Genomic DNA, 23,283 nt, shown 5'->3' on the forward strand with positions numbered 1-23,283 from the left:
CCTAATCCAAGAATAGTCCGATTATGGAGATGTGGAAGCCCCTCTTTAGACTTATGTGTAACGGGATCGTCAAAAGCGTGTGCTAAGCACTTGAAGGATCAATCAAAACGAGCCGCTTTCCGTCTCGTCGGGATATACGCTTCGCCAGACTTCGAAGCCGCCATCGAGGCTGTAGACTTCACTGAAGCCCTGCTGGGAAAAAAAGGCGGCAGCGCTCTGGCTTGAATGACCGTGATAGCACACAACAACCAGCGGCTGATCCATATCGGCCTGGGCCATGAAGTCGGGCAGGGTCTGGTTATCGATCCGCTGAGAGCCCGCAATATGCAGAGTGGCGTAGCTATGAGGATCGCGGATATCCACAACTGTTGCGCCACGCTGGCGCAGCTCCAGCGCCTGTTCAGGATCAATGCAGTGAAACTCGCTCATCTTTAGCCTCCTTCCTGGCAGGCGCAACTGTGGCGCTCGCCGGTATCGACATTCATTAAGGTCATTTTGTTGCCCCAGACACAGCCGGTATCCAGCGCAAACACGCCCGGCTCATCGCAGCGGCCTTCAAGTGCCGCCCAATGGCCAAAGATCAGCCGATGCTGACGCGTCAGACGACCAGCATGGCTGAACCAGGGGGCATAGCCGTCAGGCGCACTGCCGGAGGCTTCCTTGGTTTTCAACTCCAGCGTGCCGTCCGGTGCGCAGAAACGCATGCGCGTCAGGTAGTTGGTAATAACACGCCAGCGAGTGGCCCCTTCCAGGCTGTCTTCCCAGAGTGCCGGCTCATTGCCGTACATGCCGTCTATGAATTGTGGAAAGCGCTCATCATCCCGTAGGACAGCTTCTACTTCCTTGGCCAGGGAGAGTGCCTTTTCCAGCGTCCACTGCGGCGGCAGACCAGCATGAACCAGAATCGTATCGCGCGGCTCATCGTAATGAAGAAGCGGCTGCTGGCGAAGCCAGGAGAGCAGCTCGTCGCAGTCTGACGCCTTGAGGATCTTGCGCAGCGTATCGCTTTTCTTCATGCGTTCGGGATGGAGCGAAACCGCCAGAAGATGAAGGTCATGGTTGCCCAGTACGGTGACGATGGATTCCCGCATGTCATACAGGAAACGCAGCGTTTCCAGTGATTGCGGGCCACGGTTGACCAGGTCACCAACCAGCCAGAGACGGTCCTGCGCAGGATCGAAGTCTACTTCTTCGAGCAGGCACTTGAGCGGGTCAAGGCAACCTTGCAAGTCGCCAACGGCATAAAGCGTCATCAGTGTAAGGAACCTGGAACAGCGAGGCGGAAGGGCGCAATAACGGCATCGAAGGTATGGCCGTCACTGGCCTCCATCTGATAACTGCCACGCATACTGCCTACGCGGGTTTCGAGCACCGTACCGCTGCTGTATTGGTGCGTCGCTCCTGGTGCGAGTACAGGCTGTTCGCCTACCACGCCAGCACCGCGTACCTCCTGGGTCCGACCATTGCCATCGGTAATGATCCAGTGGCGTGCATGCAGCTGTGCCGGCAGGCTGCCCTCATTGGTAATGGTGACGTCATAGGCGAAGGCGAAGCGATTCTGCGCCTCCTGAGACTGCTCCGGCAGGTAGCGTGTGGAAACAGCCACTTTAATGGAATAGCGTGGGTCGGACACTGAGGCTGACCTCTTAAATATTCAGGTTATTCAGATGACCTTAGTTGCTCTGTGGCTGATCTGCCAAGGCATTGGCCAAGCGGACAAAGGCTGCGATATCGAGTTGCTCGGGGCGTAGACCCGGCTCAACGCCGGCAGCCTCGATGGCATCACTGTTCATGAGACTCTTGAGTGTATTGCGCAGAGTCTTGCGACGCTGATTGAACGCTTCACGTACGACTCGCTCAAGCATCTTTGGATTTTTAGCGGTATACGGACGTTCGGTATGTGGAACAAGGCGCACAATGGCCGAATCCACCTTGGGTGGAGGATTGAATGCACCAGGGCCTACATTGAACAGGTGCTCAACGCGGCAATGGTATTGAACCATGATTGACAGACGTCCCCAATCGCCGCCGCCTGGCTCTGCTGCCAGCCGCTCGACGACTTCCTTCTGCAGCATGAAGTGCATGTCGGAGATAACGTCTGCATGGTCCAAAAGATGGAAGATCAATGGGGTGGAAATGTTGTAGGGCAGGTTGCCCACGACACGCAGCTTCTCGCCACTAACCAGTTCGGCAAAATTGAACTTGAGGGCATCACCCTGATGGAGGGTGAACTGAGGGTTCAGGCCAAACTTTAGCTTGAGCAGGGGGATAAGATCCTGGTCAAGCTCTATGACATCCAGCGTTGCGCCACTGGACAGCAGTCCTTCCGTGAGCGCCCCTTGGCCAGGGCCGATTTCCAGCAGATGTTCACCTGCCTTTCCATTGATGGCGCGCAGGATGCGGTGGATGACGCCGGCATCATGAAGAAAATTCTGTCCAAAACGCTTGCGCGCCTTGTGTTGATAAAGCTCAGTCATTGATATGTGTTTCGGCCATTTGATAGGCCGTCTCCAGGGCAACGCTCAGGCTGCCGGTATCGACTTGGCCCGTTCCGGCCAGATCTAGGGCGGTACCATGGTCGACCGATGTACGAATGATCGGTAGGCCTAAGGTAATATTGACCGCGGCACCAAAGCCTTTGTGCTTGAGCACAGGCAGGCCCTGGTCGTGATACATGGCGAGCACGGCGTCGCAGTGATCGAGGTATTTGGGTGTGAATAGTGTATCAGCTGGCAAAGGGCCTATCAGTTCAAGGCCTTCTTCACGCAACTGCTCAAGTGCAGGCTCGATGATCTCGATCTCTTCCCGGCCCAGGTGTCCGCCTTCGCCGGCGTGGGGATTGAGGCCACAGACCAGAATTCGCGGCTTCGGAATACCAAATTTCTCTTGCAGGTCAGCCTGAAGTATCCGCGCTACACGCTGGACACGCTCGCCAGTGATGGCGTCCGCCACTTCACGTAAGGGCAAGTGCGTAGTGACAAGAGCCACGCGCAGGCCCCTTGTTGCCAACATCATGACAACCTGCGGAGTATGGGTCAGGTCGGCAAGAAATTCGGTATGTCCGGAGAACGCAACGCCTGCTTCATTGATCACGCCCTTGTGAACCGGTGCGGTAATCATGCCGGCAAAGTGGCCATTGAGGCAGCCCTGCGCGGCCCGAGTCAGGGTTTCCAGAACATAGTGACCATTGGCAGGGCTCAATTGGCCAGCCACCACGGGTGCGCCTAGTGGTGTGTCCCATACATAAAGCGCCCCGGCGTTAGTGGGCTCTACAGGCCAGTCAGATGGCGTAACGCTGATAAGGGAAATTGAGAGGCCGAGCTGCTGGGCTCGCTCGGCAAGTAGAGACTGGCTGGCAATAGCAATAAGAGGGTAGGGCTGAGGATGCTGAGCAAGCAGCAGGCAAAGGTCCGGACCGATGCCTGCTGGCTCCCCGGGCGTCAAAGCAAAGCGCTTTGGCCCTATCACTTTTTGATTTCCACGTAAGCCTCGTCGCGGATCTGGCGCAGCCACAGCTGCAGCTCCTGATCGTATTTGCGGTTACGCAGAAGGTTGAGGGCTTGCTGTTGACGAACCTGCTCGCTGTTGTCCGTAGCACGACGACCCAGGACTTCCAAAATGTGCCAGCCATATTGCGTACGGAAAGGCTGAGACAGCTGGCCAGCAGAGGTGCTGTTCATGACCTCGCGGAACTCAGGTACCAGAGACTCCGGGTTGATCCAGTTCAGGTCGCCACCGTTAAGTGCCGAACCGGGATCTTCCGAAAAGCTCTTGGCCAGTTCGGCAAAGTCTTCACCACCTTCGATGCGCTCACGCAGGCGTTCCGCTAGACGACGTGTCTCCTCGTCGCTGCGAATTTCGTTTGGCTTTAGCAGGATATGGCGAACATGAACTTCGTCAACCACCGAGCTTTCGCCGCCACGCTTCTCCTCAACCTTGAGGATGATAATACCGCCCGGGACACGAGCAGGCTCAGTGACGTCACCTGGCTTCATCGAGCTGATCATCTGATCGAAGGGAGGTGGAAGCTGGGCGGCTTTCCGCCAGCCTATCTCACCGCCATCCAAGGCGTTATCGCCAGCCGAGTTGGCAATGGCAAGTTCGCCAAAGTCAGCACCCTGACGAGCCTTGTTATAGATCTGCATGGCCTTTTGGCCAGCAGCCTGGATTTCACTGGAAGAAGCGCTATCCGCTACAGGAATCAGAATATTGGCCAAGCGGTATTCTTCTGATAGCTGAATGCGGCCCAGGTCGGAGTTCAGGAAGTTCTGCACTTCCTGCTGACTGATTTGAATGCGCTGGGCTACCTGACGCTGCCGTACGCGACTGATAGTTAACTCACGACGTACCTGGTCGCGCACATCGTCATAGGTCAGGCCATCCTGAGCCAGCGCCTGACGAAACTGAGCCACGCTCAGTCCGTTGCGCTGAGCGATTGTGGCAACCGCCTGGTTTAGCTCGTCTTCCGAGATACGAATGCCGCTACGCTCAGCGATCTGCAGCTGTATGTCTTCCAGAATCAGCCGCTCCAGTACCTGATTTTCTACAGCACTGTCGGGCGGTACTTCGCCGCCCCGCTTGGCAATGTTCTGCTTCACCTCGGTCAGACGCTGCCTGAGCTGACTCTCCATCACCACATCGTTGTCTACAATGGCAACCACTCGGTCCAGCGGTACCACGGCAGCATGGGCCATTGAGCTGATAGTCAGCGCCACACCTAGAGCAAGTGGGCGCATGGCGTTACATAGCTTGGTCTTCACGTTCACGATAGCCTTGAATGCCTTTATCCAGGAAGCCTTCGGTCTTACCACCAAAGACGTTGCCGAGCCCTTTCAGGACGATCTGCAGGAAGACGCCGCGGTCAGACTTGGACGTTTGTGAGCTGTAGAAGGCATCGTCATCCGTATCGACCCAGTAACGGTTGATCAGACGAAGCTTCCAGCAGCAGCTGTCATATTCGAAGCCGCCAAAGGCCTCAAGCGTACGGCTCTTGTTGTAGTCGAACTGCCAGCGGGCAATGGCGGACCACTGCGGAACGATCGGCCAGATAACTGAAAAGTCATGCTGGTCGATTTTGTAGTCGCTGCTGTTATAAGCGAAACGGCCCAGGTTTGGATCATAGACGCGTGTATTGCTTCTGTAGCGATAGCCTGCGTTGACGATCTTCCGGGGATCGCTTTCTGGCTGGTAATGGAACATTACGCTGCCAGAGTCCGTGTGGTTAATGGTCGGATCCCAATTGAATTCACCATTGACGCGCCAATCACGATTAAAGCGGTACATACCGGCCAACGCATAAGGCGAGCGCCAGGAGTCAGCCTGAGGATTGTCGACGTCCTGACCAAGGCTGCGGGCGTAGGCAATATCATCTTCCGTCAAACCTGGCAGCTGTACGCGGCGGTCGCGGAAGTAGAATAGCTGACCAAAGCTGACATTGGCTCGTTCGAATCCACTTGGCTCGATGAATCGAGATGTTGCGCCCAGTGCTAACTGATTGGCATCGCCAATCCGGTCCTTACCGGTAAAGCGATTGTCACGCCACAGGTAATCATAGCTGAAGGTGTACTCGCTGGTATCAAATACTGGAATGTCGTCCTGATCCTTGTACGGAACGTACAAGTATTTGGCACGAGGCTCCAAGGTTTGCTTGCCACCCTCACCGAACAGATTGGACTCACGATCAAAATAAAGACCACTATCGATGCTGATGATCGGGACGGAGCGGCTTGGGCTGTCATTAAAGCTTTGTAGGCTGGAGCCAGAAAATTGTCGGCGACCAGCTGATAATGGAGAGCTCAAATCGCTTTTGCCTTGGGCGTCAAGGTCCAAGTCGTAACGGGTGTAAGCATACCGAACAGACGGAGTTAAATAACCCCAGCTGGCATTCATTGGCAGGGAAATACCAGGCTCAGCATGGATACGATTGCCTTCGGCTCGCGTCAAACCAAACAGGTTTGCATCAGGGCGAGGACGACGATTAATTTCATTACCGTTGTCGTCCAGGTCGAAGTAGATCTGGTCATCCAAGCTGCGCTGGAACCGAACAAATTCGGTGCCATAGGTAAACTGCAGACCGCCTGGGTTGTAAGGCAGGCGCCCATCCAATGTGAGTTGTGGCAGGCGGTTATATGGTGTCACGTCGGATACCGTAGCGAGCTGGTAAGCCTGTGCGTTCAAGCGCGCCGTATAGGTATCACCACGGTACGTCAGTTGGCCCTGCTGGTTGACGTAGGTGGGTTTGCTGATGCCTAGATCGGTATCCAGATCCTGGAAGTAATACGGATCGCTGATCTTGGTGTAGTCGACTTCTGCCAGCCAGCGGGAGTCCAGGCCTGTGCGGTTTTTCCAACCGTACAGCCAGCGCCTGTCCGTTGCTTCCGGCATGCCTTCATGATCATTTTCCTGATCGTTCAGATACGCCGCGCTGATCTGACCTTCGCTGCTGCGTGTCAGATAACGGAGCTCACCTTCCATCATCAGGCCGCGCTTGGTCATGTAGCGTGGGTACAGAGTTGCGTCGTAATTGGGCGCCAGGTTGAAGTAGTAGGGCGTTACGACGGTCAGACCGTTATCGCTCGACGAGGCAATGGTCGGCGGCAGGAAGCCTGACTGACGACGATTGTCGATTGGGAAATAAATGAATGGTGTATAGAGGACTGGGAAGTCCTTGACACGCAGGGTCGCGTTGGTGGCATAGCCCAGGCCGGTCGCCGGGTTCAACGTAACGTTATTGCCCTTGACGGTCCATGAGTTGCTGCCCGGCTCGCATGTCGTATAGGTACCGTCTTTTAGACGGATAATGGCGTCCTCGCCGCGCTTGACATACAGCGCGCTGCCCCGAATGCGGCTCTGGTGCACAACGTATTCGGCGTTATCCACCTGGACGGCGCCGTTGTCGAGTTGCACTTGAGCATTGTCGCCCACCACGAGCATGCCGTTGTCACGGAACTTGACGTTACCGTTCAGCTCGCCCCGGTTTTCAGTTCGATGCAGGTTGGCCTCATTCGCCTCGACCTGCATGTGACCTTGCCGCAGGATTACATCACCTGCGAGGGTGGCGGTCTGAGTCTCTTCCTGATAGCGAGACACCTTGGCGGTGACGTACGTCGGCGATTCGCTCATCGGCGTTTTGTCATTCATGCCGGGGCGCTGTGGCTCGACATAGGCGCCCGAGCAGTAGGGGCCTGTTTCCGCCAGCTGCGCAGGGGTCAGCTTTTCACGCGGCACCCAATCCAGATGGCTATAGTCCGCGCTTCGGGACGCAAGGCCTCGGCCTTCACTCTCGGTGACCAGCGTCTTCTCCGGCTCGCGGGCGGCTGCGTTCTGCGGGCCATCGCCTGCACTGACAGCCGACTCCGTATGAGCTGGGCGGGGAGGCACATTACTCGTGGCCTCGGTAGTATTACACGCCCAGCCGCCTGTGGCGGAAGGAGCGCAGTTGAACTGCTGGGCTGCCGGAGCAGCAAGAACGGAGGTCAGCGGCTGAAAAGCCAGCAGACTGCCAGTAACCAGCAAGGGAAACTTTCTGCGAAACGCGGGGGATTTCACGGCCATCCTTAAAGTTATCCTGCGCGCCATCGGCCCGGAAACGGACCGCAGGCCTCTCGATGGGCTCAAAAAGATATCGGATAATAAAGCATGACCTGCGCAACGGCTAGGGCCGAGGGAAACCGTTATAAATGTCTGAAGATGTTCGCTTTACCCAACTCTGTCAGTGGCTGGACGCGTGTCTGCCTGAATTGTTCAATAAAAAAGGCTGGGGAGCGCCTGGAGAAGGCGAGCTGACCCCCGCCAGTAGCGATGCAAGTTTTCGTCGTTATTTTCGCTGGGAATGTGACGGCCGTACCCTGATCGTTATGGATGCACCACCTCCAAAGGAAGACTGCCGGCCGTTTGTGAATGTGGCCGCGCTACTGGCCAAGGCCGGTGTGCATGTGCCGGAAATCCTGGCTCAGGATATAGGACAGGGCTTTTTACTGCTGGATGATCTAGGGCGGCAAACATACCTTGACGTCCTGACATCCGATAATGCCGACGCGCTTTTTAATGACGCTTTGAATGCGTTATTGACCTATCAGGTTCTTCCGACGGAAGGTCGTCTGCCGGAGTACAACCACGCCCTGTTGGCACGTGAGCTACAGCTATTTCCTGACTGGTATGTCCGCTACGTTCTTGATCATCGCTTCGATGCGGCGCAACAGGACGCGTGGGAGTCGGTCTGTGAGCTGCTGATTGACAGCGCACTGGCGCAGCCGCGCGTCTTGGTACATCGCGATTACATGCCGCGCAACTTGATGGTCAGTATGCCAAATCCGGGTGTCCTGGATTTTCAGGATGCGGTATACGGCCCGATTACCTATGACGTGACCTGCCTTTTCAAGGATGCCTTCCTGAGCTGGCCGGAGGAGCGAGTCAGAGGGTGGCTCGAAACTTACTGGACCCGTGCCCGGCAGCAAGGCTTGCCGGTTGGCGAGGATTTTGAAGATTTTTACCGAGCCAGCGACCTGATGGGCGTACAACGACACCTCAAGGTCATCGGGATCTTTGCGCGCATTTGCCATCGAGACGGCAAGCCCAAGTATTTGGCTGACGTGCCGCGTTTCTTCGCCTATATAGAGGCGGTTATCGCGCGGCGCCCTGAACTCGCGCCTTTGAAGGCTTTGCTCGCCGAGCTTCGGGAGGCCTCTACCATATGAAAGCTATGATTCTTGCAGCAGGGCGTGGGGAGCGGCTTCGCCCGCTTACCTTGCATACCCCGAAGCCTTTGGTTAAAGCATGCGGAGTGCCGTTGATCGAATATCAGATTCGGGCTTTGAAAACGGCTGGCTTCAACGATTTCGTCATCAACCATGCGTGGCTGGGGCAGCAGATAGAAGACTACCTGCAAGATGGCTCGCGGTTAGGCGTCAGCATCGTGTATTCGTCTGAAGGTGAGCCGCTGGAAACCGGCGGCGGCATCTTCAAGGCGCTTCCGCTGTTAGGCAAAGAGCCTTTCTTGGTGGCTAATGGCGATATCTGGACGGATTACGACTATCGGCCGTTACAGCTGACCGCCGGCGATTTAGCGCATCTGATTTTGGTCGATAACCCTCTTCACCACCCTGAAGGGGATTTCTTTTTGAGTAATGGACGCGTGGTTGAAGCTGGCGAGGCTTGCGACAGGTTTACCTACAGCGGTATTGCAATACTGCATCCCGATCTATTTCGCACCTGCGAGGCAGGCGCCTTCAAGTTGGCGCCTGTACTGCGCGCAGCCATTGCAGAAGGGCGCGTCAGCGGGACGCTGCATACCGGTCGTTGGGTCGATGTAGGAACCCATGAGCGGCTGGCAGAAGTCGAGCAACTGATCGAGGCGAGCGCCTAGTGTTCTGGCCATGGCCTTTAACGCTGTCCGGGGCGCTTACCGGCTGGGCGGCAGCCGATCTTTCTGGGGCATTGCTGGGTGCAATGTTAGGGCATGCGGCCGAGCGTAAGCTGGGACTCACCTCCTGGTCTGCGCTGCGCCTGCGGCTGGGGCAGGTTGGTTTTGAGCATCAGCTCTTGTTTGAGCTGCTCGGCCATCTGGCCAAGGCAGGGGGGCAAGTGTCGACGGCACATATTCGCCAGGCTGAGGGTGAAATTAAGCGATTGGGTTTGGACGTTGAGGGCCGCCGCCGTGCAATCGCTGCGTTCAATCAGGGTAAAACGGCAGTTCGCTCGGCTCGTACCCGGCTGGCTGCAGCGGAAAGTCAGGCTGAAATTATCATTCGTGCCTGTTGGCGAATGGTATGGGTGAACGGCAGCGTCCGGCCTGGTGAGCGGGACCTGATCCGGCAATGGGGATTGTGGGCCGGGCTCTCACAAACGCGAGTAGATGAACTGCAGCCCCTGCGGTCAGCGAAGAAGCCGCGGGCAAACAATGGCTATAAAGAGGCCTTGGCGCTGCTAGGGGTAAGCGAGAGCAGCGATAGCAAAAGTATCAAGCAAGCCTATCGGCGATTGCTCAGCAGGCATCATCCCGACAAGGTTCAAGGTGCCGGCGCCAATAAATATGTAGTTCAGGAGGCAGCGGAAAAAACCGCTGCCTTGCACGCAGCCTATCGGCTTATCAAAGAACGGCATGGCTTTCGTTAGGGCGCAGGCTGCTCTCCACCGCCTGCCGCTATGTGTGTGCTAAGCCAGCCTCGCACACGACGATACAACTGTTCCTGCTCATCGGAGGGGTCGCCGGGAATCGTCTTTAGGGCAACCTGGGTGTAATCGCTGGCCTGTTCCCGCTTGGCAGCCTGGCGGCGCTGCTGGGCTGAGGCTTGAGCGATCGAAGACTGGTTATGATAGAAGTCGCCTGTTGCTACCTTGAGCTTGGGCACGATCGCATCCAGATTTGAGCCCGAATTAACCGGTGCCTTGCCATCAATGATAATCAAGTGATGAAGCTCGCTGGGCTCTCGTTCAGCGAGGTAGCGAGCTGCCCAATAGGCTCCGGTACCGTGACCGAGCAGAATCACCTGCTTGGAGCCTCGCTGTAGCGCAAAGTCGATTCCGGCCGCCAGTCTAGCCATGACGCCCTCCGCATAGGCATCCTGCAATGCTTTGGCATCCGAGGGTGCCTTGCCTGCCTGTGCGGGTTCGCCACTGCCCATTTCAGCCTGGGTTTCAGGTGTTGGTGCGGTGCCGGTCACACCTTCTACGGGTGTGGGGGACGCACCCTCTGCAGTGGATGCATCGGCATCGGCAGGAGCAGAAGTCGCCCCATTGGCGTTACGCGGCAGTGGAGCCTGGTTTTGCGGGTCGGGCAGGGTCAGACTAAGTGTCTGCCAACCTTCGTCGGGCAATTTTTGCCTGAGTGGGCTGATGGTGTTGGGCCAGTCAGCGGACTCGCCATCACCCGGTATCAGGACGATCGTTCCCTGAGGCTGGGCAGTATTGGCAGGCTTCCATAACGCCAGGAATTGCTCGTTGCCCGCCGTCAGGGTCTGCTGCTCGCTTTTGGGGAGCGTACGCTCCAGCGCCTGCGCAGTATCCTGACTGCGTCCAATCGGAGCTGCTCGTTCGGCAGCAGGGGCTGGCGGGGTAGTAGCTTCTTCGGCAGAGGCATTGTTGGCCATGCCAAGAGCAATCAGCAGCAGGGTCTTGTTGAACACACCGGGTCGGCTAAACATGAAGTGCACTTCGTCCTGTCCAGAATGGGCGGAAGACTAATCACCTTTGGTCATGCTGTCATGGGCAATGTCTACCGCGGCACGCAAATAAGAGGCATCTACTTGCACTGACCGCCACAAGCGGCAAGTGTGCCCTGCAAGATGTGCTGTGCAAGACAGCAGCGGGGAGAAATGCCGGTTGTCAGCTCTCTAAGGCATGAATGCCCAGCCGCTGCATTGGGTACAATGCCGCTTTCCGCTGACTTGCCTTGAGGCTTTTCCATGCAACCTTATGCTATCGCTCCGTCGATCCTCTCCGCTGACTTTGCCCGTCTGGGTGAAGATGTAGACAAGGTGCTCGCAGCGGGCGCCGATATCGTCCATTTCGATGTTATGGACAACCACTATGTGCCCAATCTCACGATTGGCCCCATGGTCTGTTCGGCGCTACGCAAGTATGGCGTGACGGCGCCTATCGATGTGCATCTGATGGTCAAGCCAGTGGATCGTATTATCGGTGATTTCATCGAGGCGGGCGCCTCGTTCATCACCTTTCACCCGGAGGCTTCAGAGCATATCGACCGCTCACTGCAGCTCATTAAGGCAGGTGGTTGTAAAGCAGGGCTGGTCTTTAACCCGGCGACGTCTCTGGACTGCCTGAAATATGTCATGGACAAGATCGACATGGTGTTGCTGATGAGTGTGAACCCGGGCTTTGGTGGCCAGAAGTTCATTCCGAAAACACTCGACAAACTGCGCGAGGCACGTGAGCTGATCGATGCCTCCGGCCTGCCGATTCGCCTGGAAATCGATGGCGGCGTCAACGTTTCCAACATCGGTGAAATCGCACGTGCCGGTGCCGATACGTTTGTTGCGGGCTCCGCCATCTTTAATGCGCCGGATTATGCAGAGGTCATCAAGACCATGCGTAATGAGCTGGCCAAGGCACGTGCGGTATGAGTCAAGGCGTGCTGGAAACCTTGTTTGATGGAAAGCAGCCACGGCTGATCATGTTTGATCTGGACGGCACGCTTCTCGATTCAGCCCCAGATCTGGCCGCAGCGGTTGATGCCATGCTTGAAACGCTAGGTCGACCCCCTGCAGGGCTGGATAAGGTCAGGCTGTGGATTGGCAATGGAGCCCGTGTGCTGGTTCGTCGTGCCTTGGCGGATCAGATGGAGCACAGCCACATCACGGAGGCTGAGGCAGATGAGGCACTGAGCCTTTTCATGTCTCTTTATGGGGGCAGCCACGAGCTCACGGTCGTGTACCCCGGCGTTCAGGAAGCGCTGGCGACGCTCAAGGCCAAAGGGATTGCGATGGCCGTCATTACCAACAAGCCGGAGCGCTTTGTTGCCCCACTTCTGGATGACATGCAGCTGGGCGGTTTTTTCTCCTGGATCGTAGGAGGGGATACGTTACCTCAACAAAAGCCTGATCCTGCCGGGCTTCTCTATGTCATGGGCAAGGCGGGTGCTAAGCCTGACGACGCCCTGTTCATTGGCGACTCACGTAACGATATCCGCGCCGCACGGGCTGCCGGAGTGCGCTGCGTCGCGATGACCTATGGCTACAATCATGGTCAGCCCATAGCCGATGAGTCACCTGACTGGCTACTGGACGACCTTAGGCAGTTACTGGCTTAGCGATAAAATGCCACACTCGCTATGGCAAAGAGGTTGATTCAGCGAGTTGCCTGAGCTAGTGTGGCCGTATTCCTATCTACCCGGTGAAGAGATCGAATCGTGGTGGTCACCTGCAAACTGTGGATGAAGGTCATCAAGGCCCTGGCGCGTTGGCGCTGGCGCGCCTGACTCATTCCTGGCCGGCATGCCCGGCGCGTTTTGCACCTGACCTTTACCCTCCACGAGGCTGATCATGACCCGCGAAGAATTCCTGCGTTTGGCCGCTGCCGGCTATAACCGTATTCCCCTGACATTCGAAACCCTGGCCGATTTCGACACGCCGCTGTCGCTTTATCTCAAGTTGGCCGATACCACCAATACGTACCTGCTTGAGTCTGTCCAAGGTGGTGAAAAATGGGGTCGCTACTCCATTATCGGGCTGCCCAGTCGCACCGTACTGCGAGTCTATGGCCACCAGGCCACGATTCATGAGGGTGATGAGGTCGTCGAAACCGTTGAGGTCGCAGACCCGCTAGCGTTTGTCGAAGCATTCCAGCAGCGCTATCGCGTGCCCACACTGCCTAACCTTCCGCGCTTCAATGGTGGCTTGGTCGGCTATTTCGGCTACGACTGTGTCCGCTACGTTGAAAAGCGCCTGGGTGCCTGCCCCAATCCTGACCCGCTGGGCAATCCCGATATCCTGCTGATGGTATCTGATGCTGTCGTGGTGTTCGATAATCTATCTACCAAGATGCATGCCATCGTGCTGGTCAACCCGGCCGATGAAAATGCCTACGACCAAGGTAAAGCGCGCCTGGATGAATTACTGGAGCGCCTGCGTCAGCCTATTACGCCGCGCCGTGGGCTCGATTTCAGTGCACCTCAGGCGCAGGAGCCCAAGTTTCGAGCCAGCTTTACTCAAGCGGATTACGAACAGGCGGTTGTCAAGATCAAGGACTATATCCTGGCTGGGGACTGCATGCAGGTCGTGCCTTCCCAGCGGATGTCCATCGATTTCAAGGCCGCCCCCATCGACCTCTATCGCGCGCTACGCTGCTTCAACCCAACGCCCTACATGTACTTCTTCAACTTCGGTGATTTCCATGTCGTAGGCAGTTCGCCGGAAGTCCTTGTTCGAGTAGAGGAAGGGCTGGTAACGGTTAGACCTATCGCCGGAACGCGTCCACGAGGAGCGTCTGAGGAGCAGGATCTTGAGCTCGAAAAAGACCTGCTCAGTGATGAAAAGGAAATTGCCGAGCATCTGATGCTGATCGATCTGGGTCGTAATGATGTTGGCCGCGTATCGTCGACCGGCTCGGTCAAGCTGACCGAAAAAATGGTGATCGAGCGTTATTCCAATGTCATGCACATCGTGTCCAACGTGACCGGCCAGCTCAAGGACGGTCTCAATGCCATGGATGCCCTGCGTGCCATTCTGCCGGCAGGTACGCTGTCCGGCGCGCCGAAGATCCGCGCCATGGAAATCATCGACGAGCTGGAGCCTGTCAAGCGAGGTGTCTACGGCGGTGCCGTAGGATATCTGGCCTGGAATGGCAATATGGATACTGCCATCGCGATTCGTACTGCCGTCATCAAAAACGGTGAGCTTCATGTTCAGGCCGGTGGGGGCATCGTTGCAGACTCTCAACCTGCTGCGGAATGGGAAGAAACGATCAATAAACGTCGTGCGATGTTCCGCGCGGTTGCACTGGCTGAACAAACTTCTACGACTTTGCGTACCTGAAGGAGCGCTACCATGTTACTGATGCTGGATAACTACGACTCCTTCACCTATAACCTCGTACAATACCTGGGCGAGTTAGGGGCAGACGTAAAAGTCGTACGCAACGATGAAACGACCGTAAACGAAATCGATGCGCTGGCGCCGGAGCGCATTGTCGTTTCCCCAGGCCCCTGCACACCGAATGAGGCAGGCGTCTCGCTCGAACTGCTGAAACATTTCGCAGGCAAAGTGCCTACTTTGGGTGTGTGCCTTGGTCATCAGAGCCTGGGGCAGGCATTTGGAGGTGAGGTGGTCAGAGCGCGTGAGCCGATGCATGGCAAAACGAGCCTGGTTTATCACAAGGGTGAGGGTGTATTTGCCGGATTGCCCAACCCCTTTACGGTCACGCGCTACCATTCGCTTGTGGTGAAACGAGAAACGCTGCCGGACTGTCTGGAAATTACTGCCTGGACTCAACACGAAGATGGAACCATGGATGAAATCATGGGGCTCCGTCACCGCGAGTACATGCTGGAAGGTGTCCAGTTTCACCCCGAGTCGATTCTTACCGAATACGGTCATGACCTGCTGGCCAATTTCCTCAAGCAGACCGGAGGCGCACGCTAGTCATGGATATCAAGGAAGCGCTTGGCAAAATCGTCAGTCAACTCGACCTGACCACAAGCGAAATGCAGGACGTCATGCGCCAGATCATGACCGGGCAATGTGATGATGCCCAGATCGGCGCTTTTCTCATGGGCATGCGTATCAAGAGCGAAACCATCGATGAAATCTGTGGTGCCGTAAGCGTGATGCGCGAGCTGGCTACCAAGGTTGAATTGCCCAGCCTTGAGCACGTTGTGGACATCGTGGGAACAGGAGGAGATGGTGCCAATATCTTCAATGTATCATCGGCTTCTGTCTTTGTTGTCGCGGCTGCTGGGGGAAAGGTAGCCAAGCACGGCAACCGTGCTGTTTCAGGTAAAAGCGGCAGTGCCGACCTGCTTGAAGCGGCAGGGATTTATCTCAACCTGACGCCCGAACAAATAGCCCGCTGCGTTAACGAGATAGGCGTAGGCTTCATGTTTGCCCAATCTCATCACAGTGCGATGCGCCATGCTGCGGGCCCTCGCAAGTCTCTGGGGCTGCGTACGTTATTCAACATGCTAGGTCCGTTGACCAGCCCAGCCGGTGTCTTACATCAAGTGGTAGGGGTATTTACGCCTGCACTGTGCCGTCCCCTTGCCGAAGTGCTGCAGCGGCTAGGCAGCAAGCATGTGCTGGTTGTTCACTCCAGGGATGGGCTTGACGAGTTCAGCCTGGCGGCGCCTACACGTGTCGCTGAACTCAAGGATGGACAAATTCAAGAGTATGAAGTCCTTCCAGAGGATGTTGGTATCAAAAGCCAGAGCCTGATCGGGCTTACAGTCGACAGCCCGGAGGCTTCATTGAGCTTGATCCGAGATGCCTTGGGGCGTCGTAAAACCGAGGCCGGGCAAAAGGCGGCTGACATGATTGTGCTCAATGCGGGAGCCGCGTTGTATGCAGCCGATCTGGCTTCCAGTTTACACGAAGGTGTCAACTTGGCGCATGACGCGTTGTACAGCGGCCTTGCCCGGGAAAAAATGGATGAGTTGGCCAGCTTTACAGCGGTATACAAAGTGGAGAATCAAGCGTGAGCGTACCTACCGTTCTGCAAAAAATCCTGGCCCGCAAAGCTGAAGAAGTAGCACAGCGTAAGTCAGCGCTTCCACTGGCCGATCTGGAGGCCTTGGCGCAGGCCTCTGAATCACCAAGGGGATTTGCCCAGGCCCTGATGGATCGCGTGGCCCGCAGAGAACCAGCGGTAATTGCTGAGGTCAAGAAAGCCTCGCCCAGTAAGGGTGTCCTGCGGGAGGAGTTCGTGCCGGCAGATATTGCACGAAGCTATGAAGCAGGCGGCGCGACCTGTCTTTCGGTCCTGACGGATATCGATTTCTTTCAAGGCAGCGATGCCTATTTGAAGGAAGCCCGGGCAGCCTGCTCGTTACCTATCATTCGTAAAGACTTCATGATCGATCCATATCAGGTCGTTGAGGCCCGTGCGATTGGTGCTGATTGCATTCTTCTCATTGGGTCCGCCCTGGACGATACCTTGATGGCAGAGTTGGCCGCTACCGCAAAATCGGTTGGCCTCGATGTGCTTGTTGAGGTCCACGATGCAAATGAGTTAGAGCGCGCGCTGAAAACACTCGACACGCCGCTGATCGGTATCAATAACCGCAATCTGCATACATTTGAGGTGAGCCTGGAAACAACACTGGACCTGTTGCCATCTATTCCGCGAGAGCGTCTGGTGGTAACCGAGAGTGGCATTCTGAACAGGGCTGACGTTGAGCTGATGCAAGTCAGTGATGTGCATGCCTTTTTAGTAGGTGAAGCATTCATGCGTGCAGAGGATCCCGGACACGAGCTGCACCGGCTGTTCTTTCCTGAAAGACGCGCGGGGATCTCCTCCCCCGACGTAGAGTGATCAATAAAAAAGCCGGCGCGAGCCGGCTTTTTTGTCAGAGCATGGTGTGTTTAGCGAGTACCAAACACAACCATTGTCTTGCCTTTCACATGGACAAGGCCCTGCTCTTCCAGAGACTTGAGTACGCGACCGACCATTTCACGTGAGCATCCAACGATGCGACCAATTTCTTGGCGCGTGATTTTGATCTGCATACCGTCCGGATGCGTCATGGCGTCGGGCTGTTTGCACAAGTCAAGCAGCGTACGAGCGACACGACCAGTCACGTCCAGGAAGGCAAGATCACCTACCTTACGCGTAGTCTGGCGCAGACGCTCGGCCATCTGGCGGCCCAGCGAGAAGAGCATGTCGGGATCTTGCTGGCTCAGTTCTCTGAACTGGCTGTAGCTGATCTCGGCAACCTCGCACTCCGTGCGTGCACGAACCCAGGCGCTGCGTTCGGGTTCGCTTCCTTCCTTGGCAAATAGCCCCATCTCGCCGAAAAAGTCGCCCGCATTCAAATAGGCGATGATCATTTCGCGACCTTCGTCGTCCTCGATCAGAATCGTTACCGACCCTTTGAGGATGAAGAACAGGCTTTCACTGTTATCACCCGCATAAATGATCGTCGTCTTGGCGGTATAGCGGCGACGCGAGCAATGCGCGAGCAGTTTATCGAGATGTTGAAGTTTTGCAGGAGGAATAATAGCGGCCATGCTGGTTCCTGAAGTTGAGACAAGCCTTGTCTACAGGGATTTGAACATATCGGCAAGTTTGCCACTAAATTAAAGTGAATTTTTACTCCGCAGATCACGACTTGTGAAGTGTGCGACGTGACTAACAGTTTACTGGCAGTTTGATGGCATTCCATCACATTTATGGGGCTGTGGTACTCTATTTTTTTATTTGCTGTGGAGTCTCATGGTGAAAGCACGAATTCAATGGGCCGGTGAGGCCATGTTTCTGGGCGAGTCGGGCAGTGGCCATGTGGTTGTCATGGACGGCCCTCCTGATCATGGCGGTCGTAACCTGGGCGTCCGCCCAATGGAGGCTCTGCTAATCGGCTTGGGTGGCTGCACCAGCTTTGATGTGATGAGTATCTTAAAGAAGTCTCGCCAGGCTGTAGAGAGCTGTGAGGCCTTTCTTGAGGCTGAGCGGGCTGAATCCGAACCCAAGGTATTTACCAAGATACACATCCGCTTTGTAGTCAAGGGCCGTGACTTGAAGGAAGCGCAGGTCAAGCGCGCCATCGAGCTGTCTGCAGAAAAGTATTGTTCAGCTTCCATCATGCTAGAGCGTGCGGGCGTCGAGATTTCGCACGGATACGAGATCATAGAGCTTAATTAAGCCCTGACTGTCATCAATTCATCGTCTTTCGGGCGCAACCTCTGGCGGATAGCCCTCAGGCTCTGCATAATGCGCCCCTTTTCAGGGCAAGGCCCGACAAGCACAGCCACAATCGCCAATGCGAAGAGGTATGAAACGGCCCTACGCACCTGCGCCTTATGCAGATGACGGGCATTCACGACCACGGTCAGAGACCGTACCTATGGGAGTTCCCTACGGTGAAAAGTAAACTCAGGCTCCATGGTTTCAACAACCTGACGAAGACCTTGAGCTTCAATATCTATGACATCTGCTATGCAGAGACGTCAGAAGATCAGCAAGCCTATGTACAGTACATTGATGAAGAGTATGATGCCGAGCGTCTGACTCAGATCCTGACAGACGTCGTGGATATCATCGGTGCCAATATTCTGAATATCGCTCGCCAGGATTACGACCCTCAGGGCGCCAGCGTGACCATTCTCATTTCGGAGCAGCCTGTTGAGCCTACCGAAAGCCAGATCGAGGAATCACCCGGTCCGCTACGCGAAACAATTCTAGGGCATCTGGATAAAAGCCATATTACGGTTCATACCTATCCGGAAATTCATCCCGTTGACGGCATTGCCACATTCCGTGTCGATATCGATGTGTCTACCTGTGGCGTCATCTCACCGCTAAAGGCATTGAATTATCTGATTCATCAGTTTGATTCAGATATTGTGACTGTCGACTATCGCGTTCGTGGTTTTACCCGCGATGTGGAAGGACGCAAGCACTTTATCGATCATGAGATCAATTCCATCCAGAACTACCTGTCTGAAGACACGCGTTCGGCCTATCAGATGACGGATGTAAACGTCTATCAGGACAATCTGTTCCACACCAAGATGCTATTGAAAGAGTTCGAGCTAGAAAATTACCTGTTTGGTGATGCTACTCAGAATCTTTCGCGTGAGCAGCGTGAGCAGGTAACGCAACGCCTCAAGCATGAGATGCGTGAGATATTTTCTGGTCGTAACCTGCCTCGTTAAGTAGCAGGTTGAAATTAAAAGGGCGCTTTGAGCGCCCTTTTTGTTGTCTTAAATGCGGTATGTGCTTTTGGTCATGACCTTTGAAAGAAGCGTCATGCCAAGTTTGATAGGCGTAGCGAAGCGTAGCCCGCCTGCATCCAGGGCATGATCCGCATGTTGCTCCTCGTCAATGCGCATCTGCTCAAGAATCGCTCGGGAGCGCTTGTCTTCCGAAGGAAGCTGCATCAAGTGCTCATCAAGATGCTTACAGACTTGCTCTTCTGTCGCGGCGACAAAGCCAAGGCTGAGACGATCGCTGATCAGGCCAGCAGTCGCGCCGATGCTAAATGATAGGCCATAGAACAATGGATTAAGTACGCTGGTATGGCTTCCCAACTCCTTAATTCGCTGTTCGCACCAGGCGAGGTGATCAATCTCCTCGTCAGCGGCTTCTTCCATGGCGCTTCGAATTTCAGGCAGCTTGGCCGTCAAGGCCTGTCCCTGATAGAGCGCTTGTGCGCACACTTCTCCGGTGTGGTTGATGCGCATCAGTCCAGCCACGTGCCGGGTGCTGGACTCATCCAGCTCGGCTTCCGAATGACTCAGCGCAGGAGAGGCCCTATTAGGGTGTCCATTGAAAGGCAGTAGTGTTTTTAATGCGGCATCAACCTGCATGAACAGGTGATCTGCAGGGGAATAGTGACGATCGTTAGCCATTCCAGTCTCCAGGTTCAAATCAGGGGAGGGTAAAGGAACGCTTAACCCGGCGGCCACGTCATTTGCCGTTGGCCAAGTACATGCATATGGATGTGGTAAACCGTTTGTCCACCCATTGGATTACAGTTCATGACCACCCGGAAGCCTTCATCGCAACCTTGTTCCTGGGCCAGGCGTTGTGCCGTAAACAGGATATGACCTGCTAGCGTCTTGTCATCGGTTTCGCTCAGATCATGAAGCGTGGCGATATGCTTCTTGGGAATGACAAGAAAATGAACGGGGGTCTGGGGCGATATGTCATGGAAGGCAATGACATGATCGTCCTCATAAAGCTTGCGGGCTGGAATCTCTCCCGCCACGATTTTACAGAACAGGCAGTCCATGGATGTCTCCTGTGTATTTGAAGATCAAAGTGTAGCGAGGGTTATCTTTTGCGCACAGACGCAAGTCAAGGTGATGTCAGCATGCGGCCTATTCTGGCGGTAACTTTTCTTACAAGTGAGCGTGGCAAAAAACGAGGTACCATTGTCGTCAGGCGGTTTCGCCATCCGCAATGAATGATGGCCTTGCGCTTGGCGAGGCCATGCATGGCGATCAATGCAACCTCCTCGGCGCCCATCATGGTTTTGCCTTTCTCCATTGAGGCAGTCTGCATGCCGGCTTTTCGGAAAAAGCTTGTACGCGTTGGGCCGGGGCATAACACCGAGACGGAAATGCCTCGGCTTTTTAGCTCTTCACGCAGCCCTTCGGAAAAATGCAGGACATACGCCTTGCTGGCGGCATAGCTGCTCATAAGCGGAATGGGCTGGAAGGCGGCCGTCGAAGCCACGTTGAGAATCTGTCCGCCGCCCTGTTGAGCCATGTGCTCACCTAGGGCATGGCAGAGGCGAGTCAGGGCCAGCACATTTAACTCAATAAGGTGCTGCTCGCGTGACCAGTCGGAGGAAAGAAAGGGGCCGCCAGTCCCCATGCCTGCACAGTTCACAAGCAGGTCGATAACCTTCTCGCTCTGCTCAAGCTCGTGCAGAAGCCCTGTCACATGCAGCGGCTCCGACAGATCGCAAACGCGATAAAGTACTTCCACGCCAAATCGCTGTGCCAGCTCACTGGCAATGCTTTCAAGTGCCTCCCGCTTTCGGGCAAGTAAGATCAAGGGATGACCGCGGCGCGCTAGTGCTTCAGCAAGCGCAAGGCCTATTCCACTAGAGGCGCCAGTAATTAATGCATAGCGAGGCATGATGCTCCCTCAGAAGTACGGCATGGAGTTGGACCGCTCCGGCGTGGCAGGGTGCCCTTAGCTAGGGCGCACAAGGGAGGCCAGAATCACAGCGATCACAATAAATAGCCAGACACCCGCTAAAAGCTTGACCGCTATGCTGTTAGGTGGAGGCGGTGCACCATAGCGATTGGCTGTACGTGATCCTGGTAAGACCATCAGCACGAAAGTAAAGAGGCCTCCTATGAGCGGAACGATGCTCAAAAGCCAGAGCCAGCCTGACCAGCCTAAATCATGCAAGCGTTGAACACCTATGCTCAGGTTAATAAATAGCATTGCAAGACCAAGCAGAGCACTAAGCCCAAGCCCTGTAAGGATTGAGGGATGCGACGTCATGAGACTTGCGATCCCTACCGTTGTCAGTAGTGCAAAAAAGGCGGCAAAAAAAGCGGCAGATGCTACAAGCGACCAAGCTAAAAAGCGCAGGCGTCCTATTCGACCTTTGAGGCTGAAGACCTTCAAGGTACCGTATTCATGTTCGCCATGGGTGTAAAGGTCTGCTTGAGGCGGAGCATAAGGAGACGCGGCCATGACTGGCGCAGCTGACGGTGCGGGCGGCTCTGACGCTAGCTCAGCCTTACGTGCCAAGTACTTTTCAACAATAATGCCGCACTGCTCGCATTCGTCGCGCTTGGTCTGTTCATGTCCACATTTTGGACAAGTCATTAACCGTGTGCTTTCTATTGCTGGTGTTTCTTTGTCCTCAACCAGCGTAAGCATGGAGGCCAAGTCCTGTTCTTTCCTGGCTTGAGCGCCAGCTTGTCTCAAGGCTGCCAGATAACGATCAGCTTCAGGTTCCGAAAGGTCCCTTTTTAATGTAACCGGACCGCGAAACAGCTGGGCTATTTTCTGCGTATCACTTTTGAAAAGTTTCGCAAGACTCTCCAGTACATCATCTCGATTGACGCCGGGGAGCAATTGCCCATCAAAGGTGATTTTGTAACGCGTATCGGACATGGCGAGCTTCCTTGTCGCACAATAGAGGAGGCACGCAGCATATTGTCAGGATATGCTGCGTCTGGAAATTTAGTAGGGTTTGATGACAACCAGAATCACGATCGCAATCAGGATCAGGACAGGAGCTTCATTAAACCAGCGATAGAATACATGACTGTGTTTGTTTTCACCTCGCGCAAAGCGTTTCAGCATGGCACCGCACATGTGGTGGTAGCCGACCAGCAAAAAGACAAGTGCAAGCTTGGTATGCATCCAGCCCTGACTCAGCCAGCCTGGATTCAGGACCAGTAATACAATGCCGAAAACAAGCGTAGCCAGCATTGAAGGCAGCATGATTCCTCGATAGAGCTTTCGCTCCATCAGAATGAAGCGCTCACGGCTAACGGTGTCTTCACTTTGCACATGGTAGACAAACAGTCGGGGCAAATAGAACAGACCGGCAAACCAGCAGACTAAAGCTATGATGTGTAACGCTTTGATCCATAGATAGAGCATCAGGTATCTCCGGCAATATAAAACCAGAGATAGTAGATGCCCGTGTTGCAGGCGTCACCTTATAAGCGATTTAAGTTTTAATTATCGGTCGGTCGCAGAATAGTTGACCATTTTTCTAGGTTAAGCGGATAATGTTGCATATTGCAGTTGGTATCGGCGAAAGCCGGGAGATTCAAGCATGACCATCGAAACCTTCATTCCGACTCCCTTATTGTTCTCCCCCGGTGCAGCCAATAAGGTAAAGAACTTAATCGACGAGGAGGGCAACCCTCGTCTTAAGCTGCGCGTGTTTGTGACGGGGGGAGGGTGTTCTGGCTTCCAGTACGGCTTTACATTTGATGAAGATACGGCTGAAGACGACACCATTGTAGAGCGTGACGGCGTAAGCCTGGTTGTCGATCCCATGAGCTTCCAGTATCTGGCTGGCGCTGAAGTCGATTATCAGGAGGGGCTGGAGGGTTCGCGTTTCGTCATTAAGAACCCTAATGCGGCAACTACATGTGGCTGCGGTCAGTCTTTCTCAATCTAAGAAGACTTTAC

The 23,283-nt window shown here is 55.1% G+C and carries 26 protein-coding genes; 12 read left to right on the top strand and 14 right to left on the bottom strand.

Features of this window, described 5'->3' with window-relative positions:
- Positions 1-102: 102 nt before the first annotated feature.
- The 7 genes from glpE to EAW52_RS03920 are packed head-to-tail and all read right to left on the bottom strand — an operon-like array spanning position 103 to position 7,554.
- Positions 103-429 (bottom strand): thiosulfate sulfurtransferase GlpE, encoded by a 327-nt coding sequence (gene glpE / locus EAW52_RS03890; RefSeq protein WP_010795980.1) that lies wholly within the window; start codon positions 427-429, stop codon positions 103-105.
- A gap of 2 nt (positions 430-431) precedes the next feature.
- Positions 432-1,253: a symmetrical bis(5'-nucleosyl)-tetraphosphatase gene (locus tag EAW52_RS03895; protein WP_122041481.1), complete on the bottom strand. Its 822-nt coding sequence runs from the start codon at positions 1,251-1,253 to the stop codon at positions 432-434.
- Complete coding sequence (gene apaG / locus EAW52_RS03900) at positions 1,253-1,633, bottom strand: Co2+/Mg2+ efflux protein ApaG (RefSeq protein WP_010795978.1); 381 nt, start codon at positions 1,631-1,633, stop codon at positions 1,253-1,255. The genes EAW52_RS03895 and apaG overlap by 1 nt, the downstream gene beginning before the upstream one ends.
- A gap of 40 nt (positions 1,634-1,673) precedes the next feature.
- On the bottom strand, positions 1,674-2,477 hold the full coding sequence (gene rsmA / locus EAW52_RS03905; protein WP_074826840.1) for a 16S rRNA (adenine(1518)-N(6)/adenine(1519)-N(6))-dimethyltransferase RsmA: 804 nt from the start codon (positions 2,475-2,477) through the stop codon (positions 1,674-1,676).
- Complete coding sequence (gene pdxA / locus EAW52_RS03910; protein ID WP_122044713.1) at positions 2,470-3,465, bottom strand: 4-hydroxythreonine-4-phosphate dehydrogenase PdxA; 996 nt, start codon at positions 3,463-3,465, stop codon at positions 2,470-2,472. Before pdxA ends, rsmA begins: the two co-directional genes overlap by 8 nt.
- A complete protein-coding gene (locus EAW52_RS03915) occupies positions 3,465-4,760 on the bottom strand; it encodes a peptidylprolyl isomerase (RefSeq protein ID WP_026004190.1) in 1,296 nt (431 codons plus the stop codon). The genes pdxA and EAW52_RS03915 overlap by 1 nt, the downstream gene beginning before the upstream one ends.
- Positions 4,741-7,554, bottom strand: coding sequence for an LPS-assembly protein LptD (locus EAW52_RS03920; RefSeq protein ID WP_122041482.1), 2,814 nt, complete (start codon positions 7,552-7,554; stop codon positions 4,741-4,743). The genes EAW52_RS03915 and EAW52_RS03920 overlap by 20 nt, the downstream gene beginning before the upstream one ends.
- A gap of 125 nt (positions 7,555-7,679) precedes the next feature.
- Here EAW52_RS03920 and EAW52_RS03925 point away from each other — a divergent pair, with 125 nt between their 5' ends.
- From EAW52_RS03925 to EAW52_RS03935, 3 genes are read left to right on the top strand one after another with little or no spacing between them, the layout of a single operon-like run.
- On the top strand, positions 7,680-8,696 hold the full coding sequence (locus tag EAW52_RS03925; protein WP_122041483.1) for an aminoglycoside phosphotransferase family protein: 1,017 nt from the start codon (positions 7,680-7,682) through the stop codon (positions 8,694-8,696).
- Positions 8,693-9,364, top strand: a complete 672-nt coding sequence (gene murU, locus EAW52_RS03930) for an N-acetylmuramate alpha-1-phosphate uridylyltransferase MurU (RefSeq protein ID WP_122041484.1) — start codon at positions 8,693-8,695, stop codon at positions 9,362-9,364. Before EAW52_RS03925 ends, murU begins: the two co-directional genes overlap by 4 nt.
- A complete protein-coding gene (locus EAW52_RS03935) occupies positions 9,364-10,113 on the top strand; it encodes a DnaJ domain-containing protein (RefSeq protein ID WP_122041485.1) in 750 nt (249 codons plus the stop codon). The genes murU and EAW52_RS03935 overlap by 1 nt, the downstream gene beginning before the upstream one ends.
- Here the strand turns inward: EAW52_RS03935 and EAW52_RS03940 are convergent.
- A complete protein-coding gene (locus tag EAW52_RS03940; RefSeq protein ID WP_122041486.1) occupies positions 10,110-11,141 on the bottom strand; it encodes an alpha/beta hydrolase family protein in 1,032 nt (343 codons plus the stop codon). The genes EAW52_RS03935 and EAW52_RS03940 overlap by 4 nt on opposite strands.
- Before the next feature lie 261 nt (positions 11,142-11,402).
- On the opposite strand from EAW52_RS03940, the gene rpe reads away from it, so the two are divergent.
- The 6 genes from rpe to trpC all read left to right on the top strand — a co-directional run bounded on the left by rpe (position 11,403) and on the right by trpC (position 16,980).
- Positions 11,403-12,080 carry a ribulose-phosphate 3-epimerase gene (gene rpe, locus EAW52_RS03945; RefSeq protein ID WP_122041487.1) on the top strand — a complete coding sequence of 226 codons (678 nt, stop codon included), beginning with the start codon at positions 11,403-11,405 and terminating at the stop codon, positions 12,078-12,080.
- Complete coding sequence (locus EAW52_RS03950) at positions 12,077-12,766, top strand: phosphoglycolate phosphatase (protein ID WP_122041488.1); 690 nt, start codon at positions 12,077-12,079, stop codon at positions 12,764-12,766. Before rpe ends, EAW52_RS03950 begins: the two co-directional genes overlap by 4 nt.
- A gap of 232 nt (positions 12,767-12,998) precedes the next feature.
- Positions 12,999-14,489: an anthranilate synthase component I gene (trpE, locus tag EAW52_RS03955; protein ID WP_122041489.1), complete on the top strand. Its 1,491-nt coding sequence runs from the start codon at positions 12,999-13,001 to the stop codon at positions 14,487-14,489.
- Between the two features lie 12 nt (positions 14,490-14,501).
- A complete protein-coding gene (locus EAW52_RS03960) occupies positions 14,502-15,095 on the top strand; it encodes an aminodeoxychorismate/anthranilate synthase component II (RefSeq protein WP_010795966.1) in 594 nt (197 codons plus the stop codon).
- 2 nt (positions 15,096-15,097) lie between these two features.
- A complete protein-coding gene (gene trpD / locus EAW52_RS03965; protein ID WP_122041490.1) occupies positions 15,098-16,147 on the top strand; it encodes an anthranilate phosphoribosyltransferase in 1,050 nt (349 codons plus the stop codon).
- Entirely contained in the window at positions 16,144-16,980 is an 837-nt protein-coding gene (trpC, locus tag EAW52_RS03970; RefSeq protein ID WP_122041491.1) for an indole-3-glycerol phosphate synthase TrpC, read from the top strand. The genes trpD and trpC overlap by 4 nt, the downstream gene beginning before the upstream one ends.
- Before the next feature lie 50 nt (positions 16,981-17,030).
- On the opposite strand, the gene crp is transcribed toward trpC, so the two are convergent.
- Complete coding sequence (crp, locus tag EAW52_RS03975) at positions 17,031-17,675, bottom strand: cAMP-activated global transcriptional regulator CRP (RefSeq protein ID WP_010795963.1); 645 nt, start codon at positions 17,673-17,675, stop codon at positions 17,031-17,033.
- Between the two features lie 208 nt (positions 17,676-17,883).
- Here crp and EAW52_RS03980 point away from each other — a divergent pair, with 208 nt between their 5' ends.
- Entirely contained in the window at positions 17,884-18,306 is a 423-nt protein-coding gene (locus tag EAW52_RS03980) for an OsmC family protein (RefSeq protein ID WP_026004192.1), read from the top strand.
- 218 nt (positions 18,307-18,524) lie between these two features.
- Positions 18,525-19,319, top strand: coding sequence for an adenosylmethionine decarboxylase (gene speD, locus EAW52_RS03985; protein ID WP_010795961.1), 795 nt, complete (start codon positions 18,525-18,527; stop codon positions 19,317-19,319).
- Positions 19,320-19,367: 48 nt separating this feature from the next.
- Here the strand turns inward: speD and coq7 are convergent, their stop codons facing one another.
- The 5 genes from coq7 to hemJ form a co-directional block, all read right to left on the bottom strand.
- A complete protein-coding gene (gene coq7, locus EAW52_RS03990) occupies positions 19,368-20,015 on the bottom strand; it encodes a 2-polyprenyl-3-methyl-6-methoxy-1,4-benzoquinone monooxygenase (RefSeq protein ID WP_010795960.1) in 648 nt (215 codons plus the stop codon).
- A gap of 41 nt (positions 20,016-20,056) precedes the next feature.
- Entirely contained in the window at positions 20,057-20,398 is a 342-nt protein-coding gene (locus EAW52_RS03995; RefSeq protein ID WP_122041492.1) for a histidine triad nucleotide-binding protein, read from the bottom strand.
- 65 nt (positions 20,399-20,463) lie between these two features.
- Positions 20,464-21,252, bottom strand: coding sequence for an SDR family oxidoreductase (locus tag EAW52_RS04000; RefSeq protein ID WP_122041493.1), 789 nt, complete (start codon positions 21,250-21,252; stop codon positions 20,464-20,466).
- Positions 21,253-21,309: 57 nt separating this feature from the next.
- Complete coding sequence (locus EAW52_RS04005) at positions 21,310-22,248, bottom strand: DUF805 domain-containing protein (RefSeq protein ID WP_122041494.1); 939 nt, start codon at positions 22,246-22,248, stop codon at positions 21,310-21,312.
- A 69-nt stretch (positions 22,249-22,317) separates the two neighbouring features.
- Entirely contained in the window at positions 22,318-22,743 is a 426-nt protein-coding gene (gene hemJ / locus EAW52_RS04010; RefSeq protein ID WP_122041495.1) for a protoporphyrinogen oxidase HemJ, read from the bottom strand.
- Between the two features lie 178 nt (positions 22,744-22,921).
- Between hemJ and erpA the strand changes: the two genes are divergently transcribed.
- A complete protein-coding gene (gene erpA, locus EAW52_RS04015) occupies positions 22,922-23,272 on the top strand; it encodes an iron-sulfur cluster insertion protein ErpA (RefSeq protein ID WP_019367557.1) in 351 nt (116 codons plus the stop codon).
- Positions 23,273-23,283 lie beyond the last annotated feature (11 nt).

Origin of the sequence: Pseudomonas sp. LTJR-52 (genome assembly GCF_003691465.1) — a bacterium.
Classification (GTDB): Bacteria; Pseudomonadota; Gammaproteobacteria; order Pseudomonadales; family Pseudomonadaceae; genus Chryseomonas; species Chryseomonas luteola.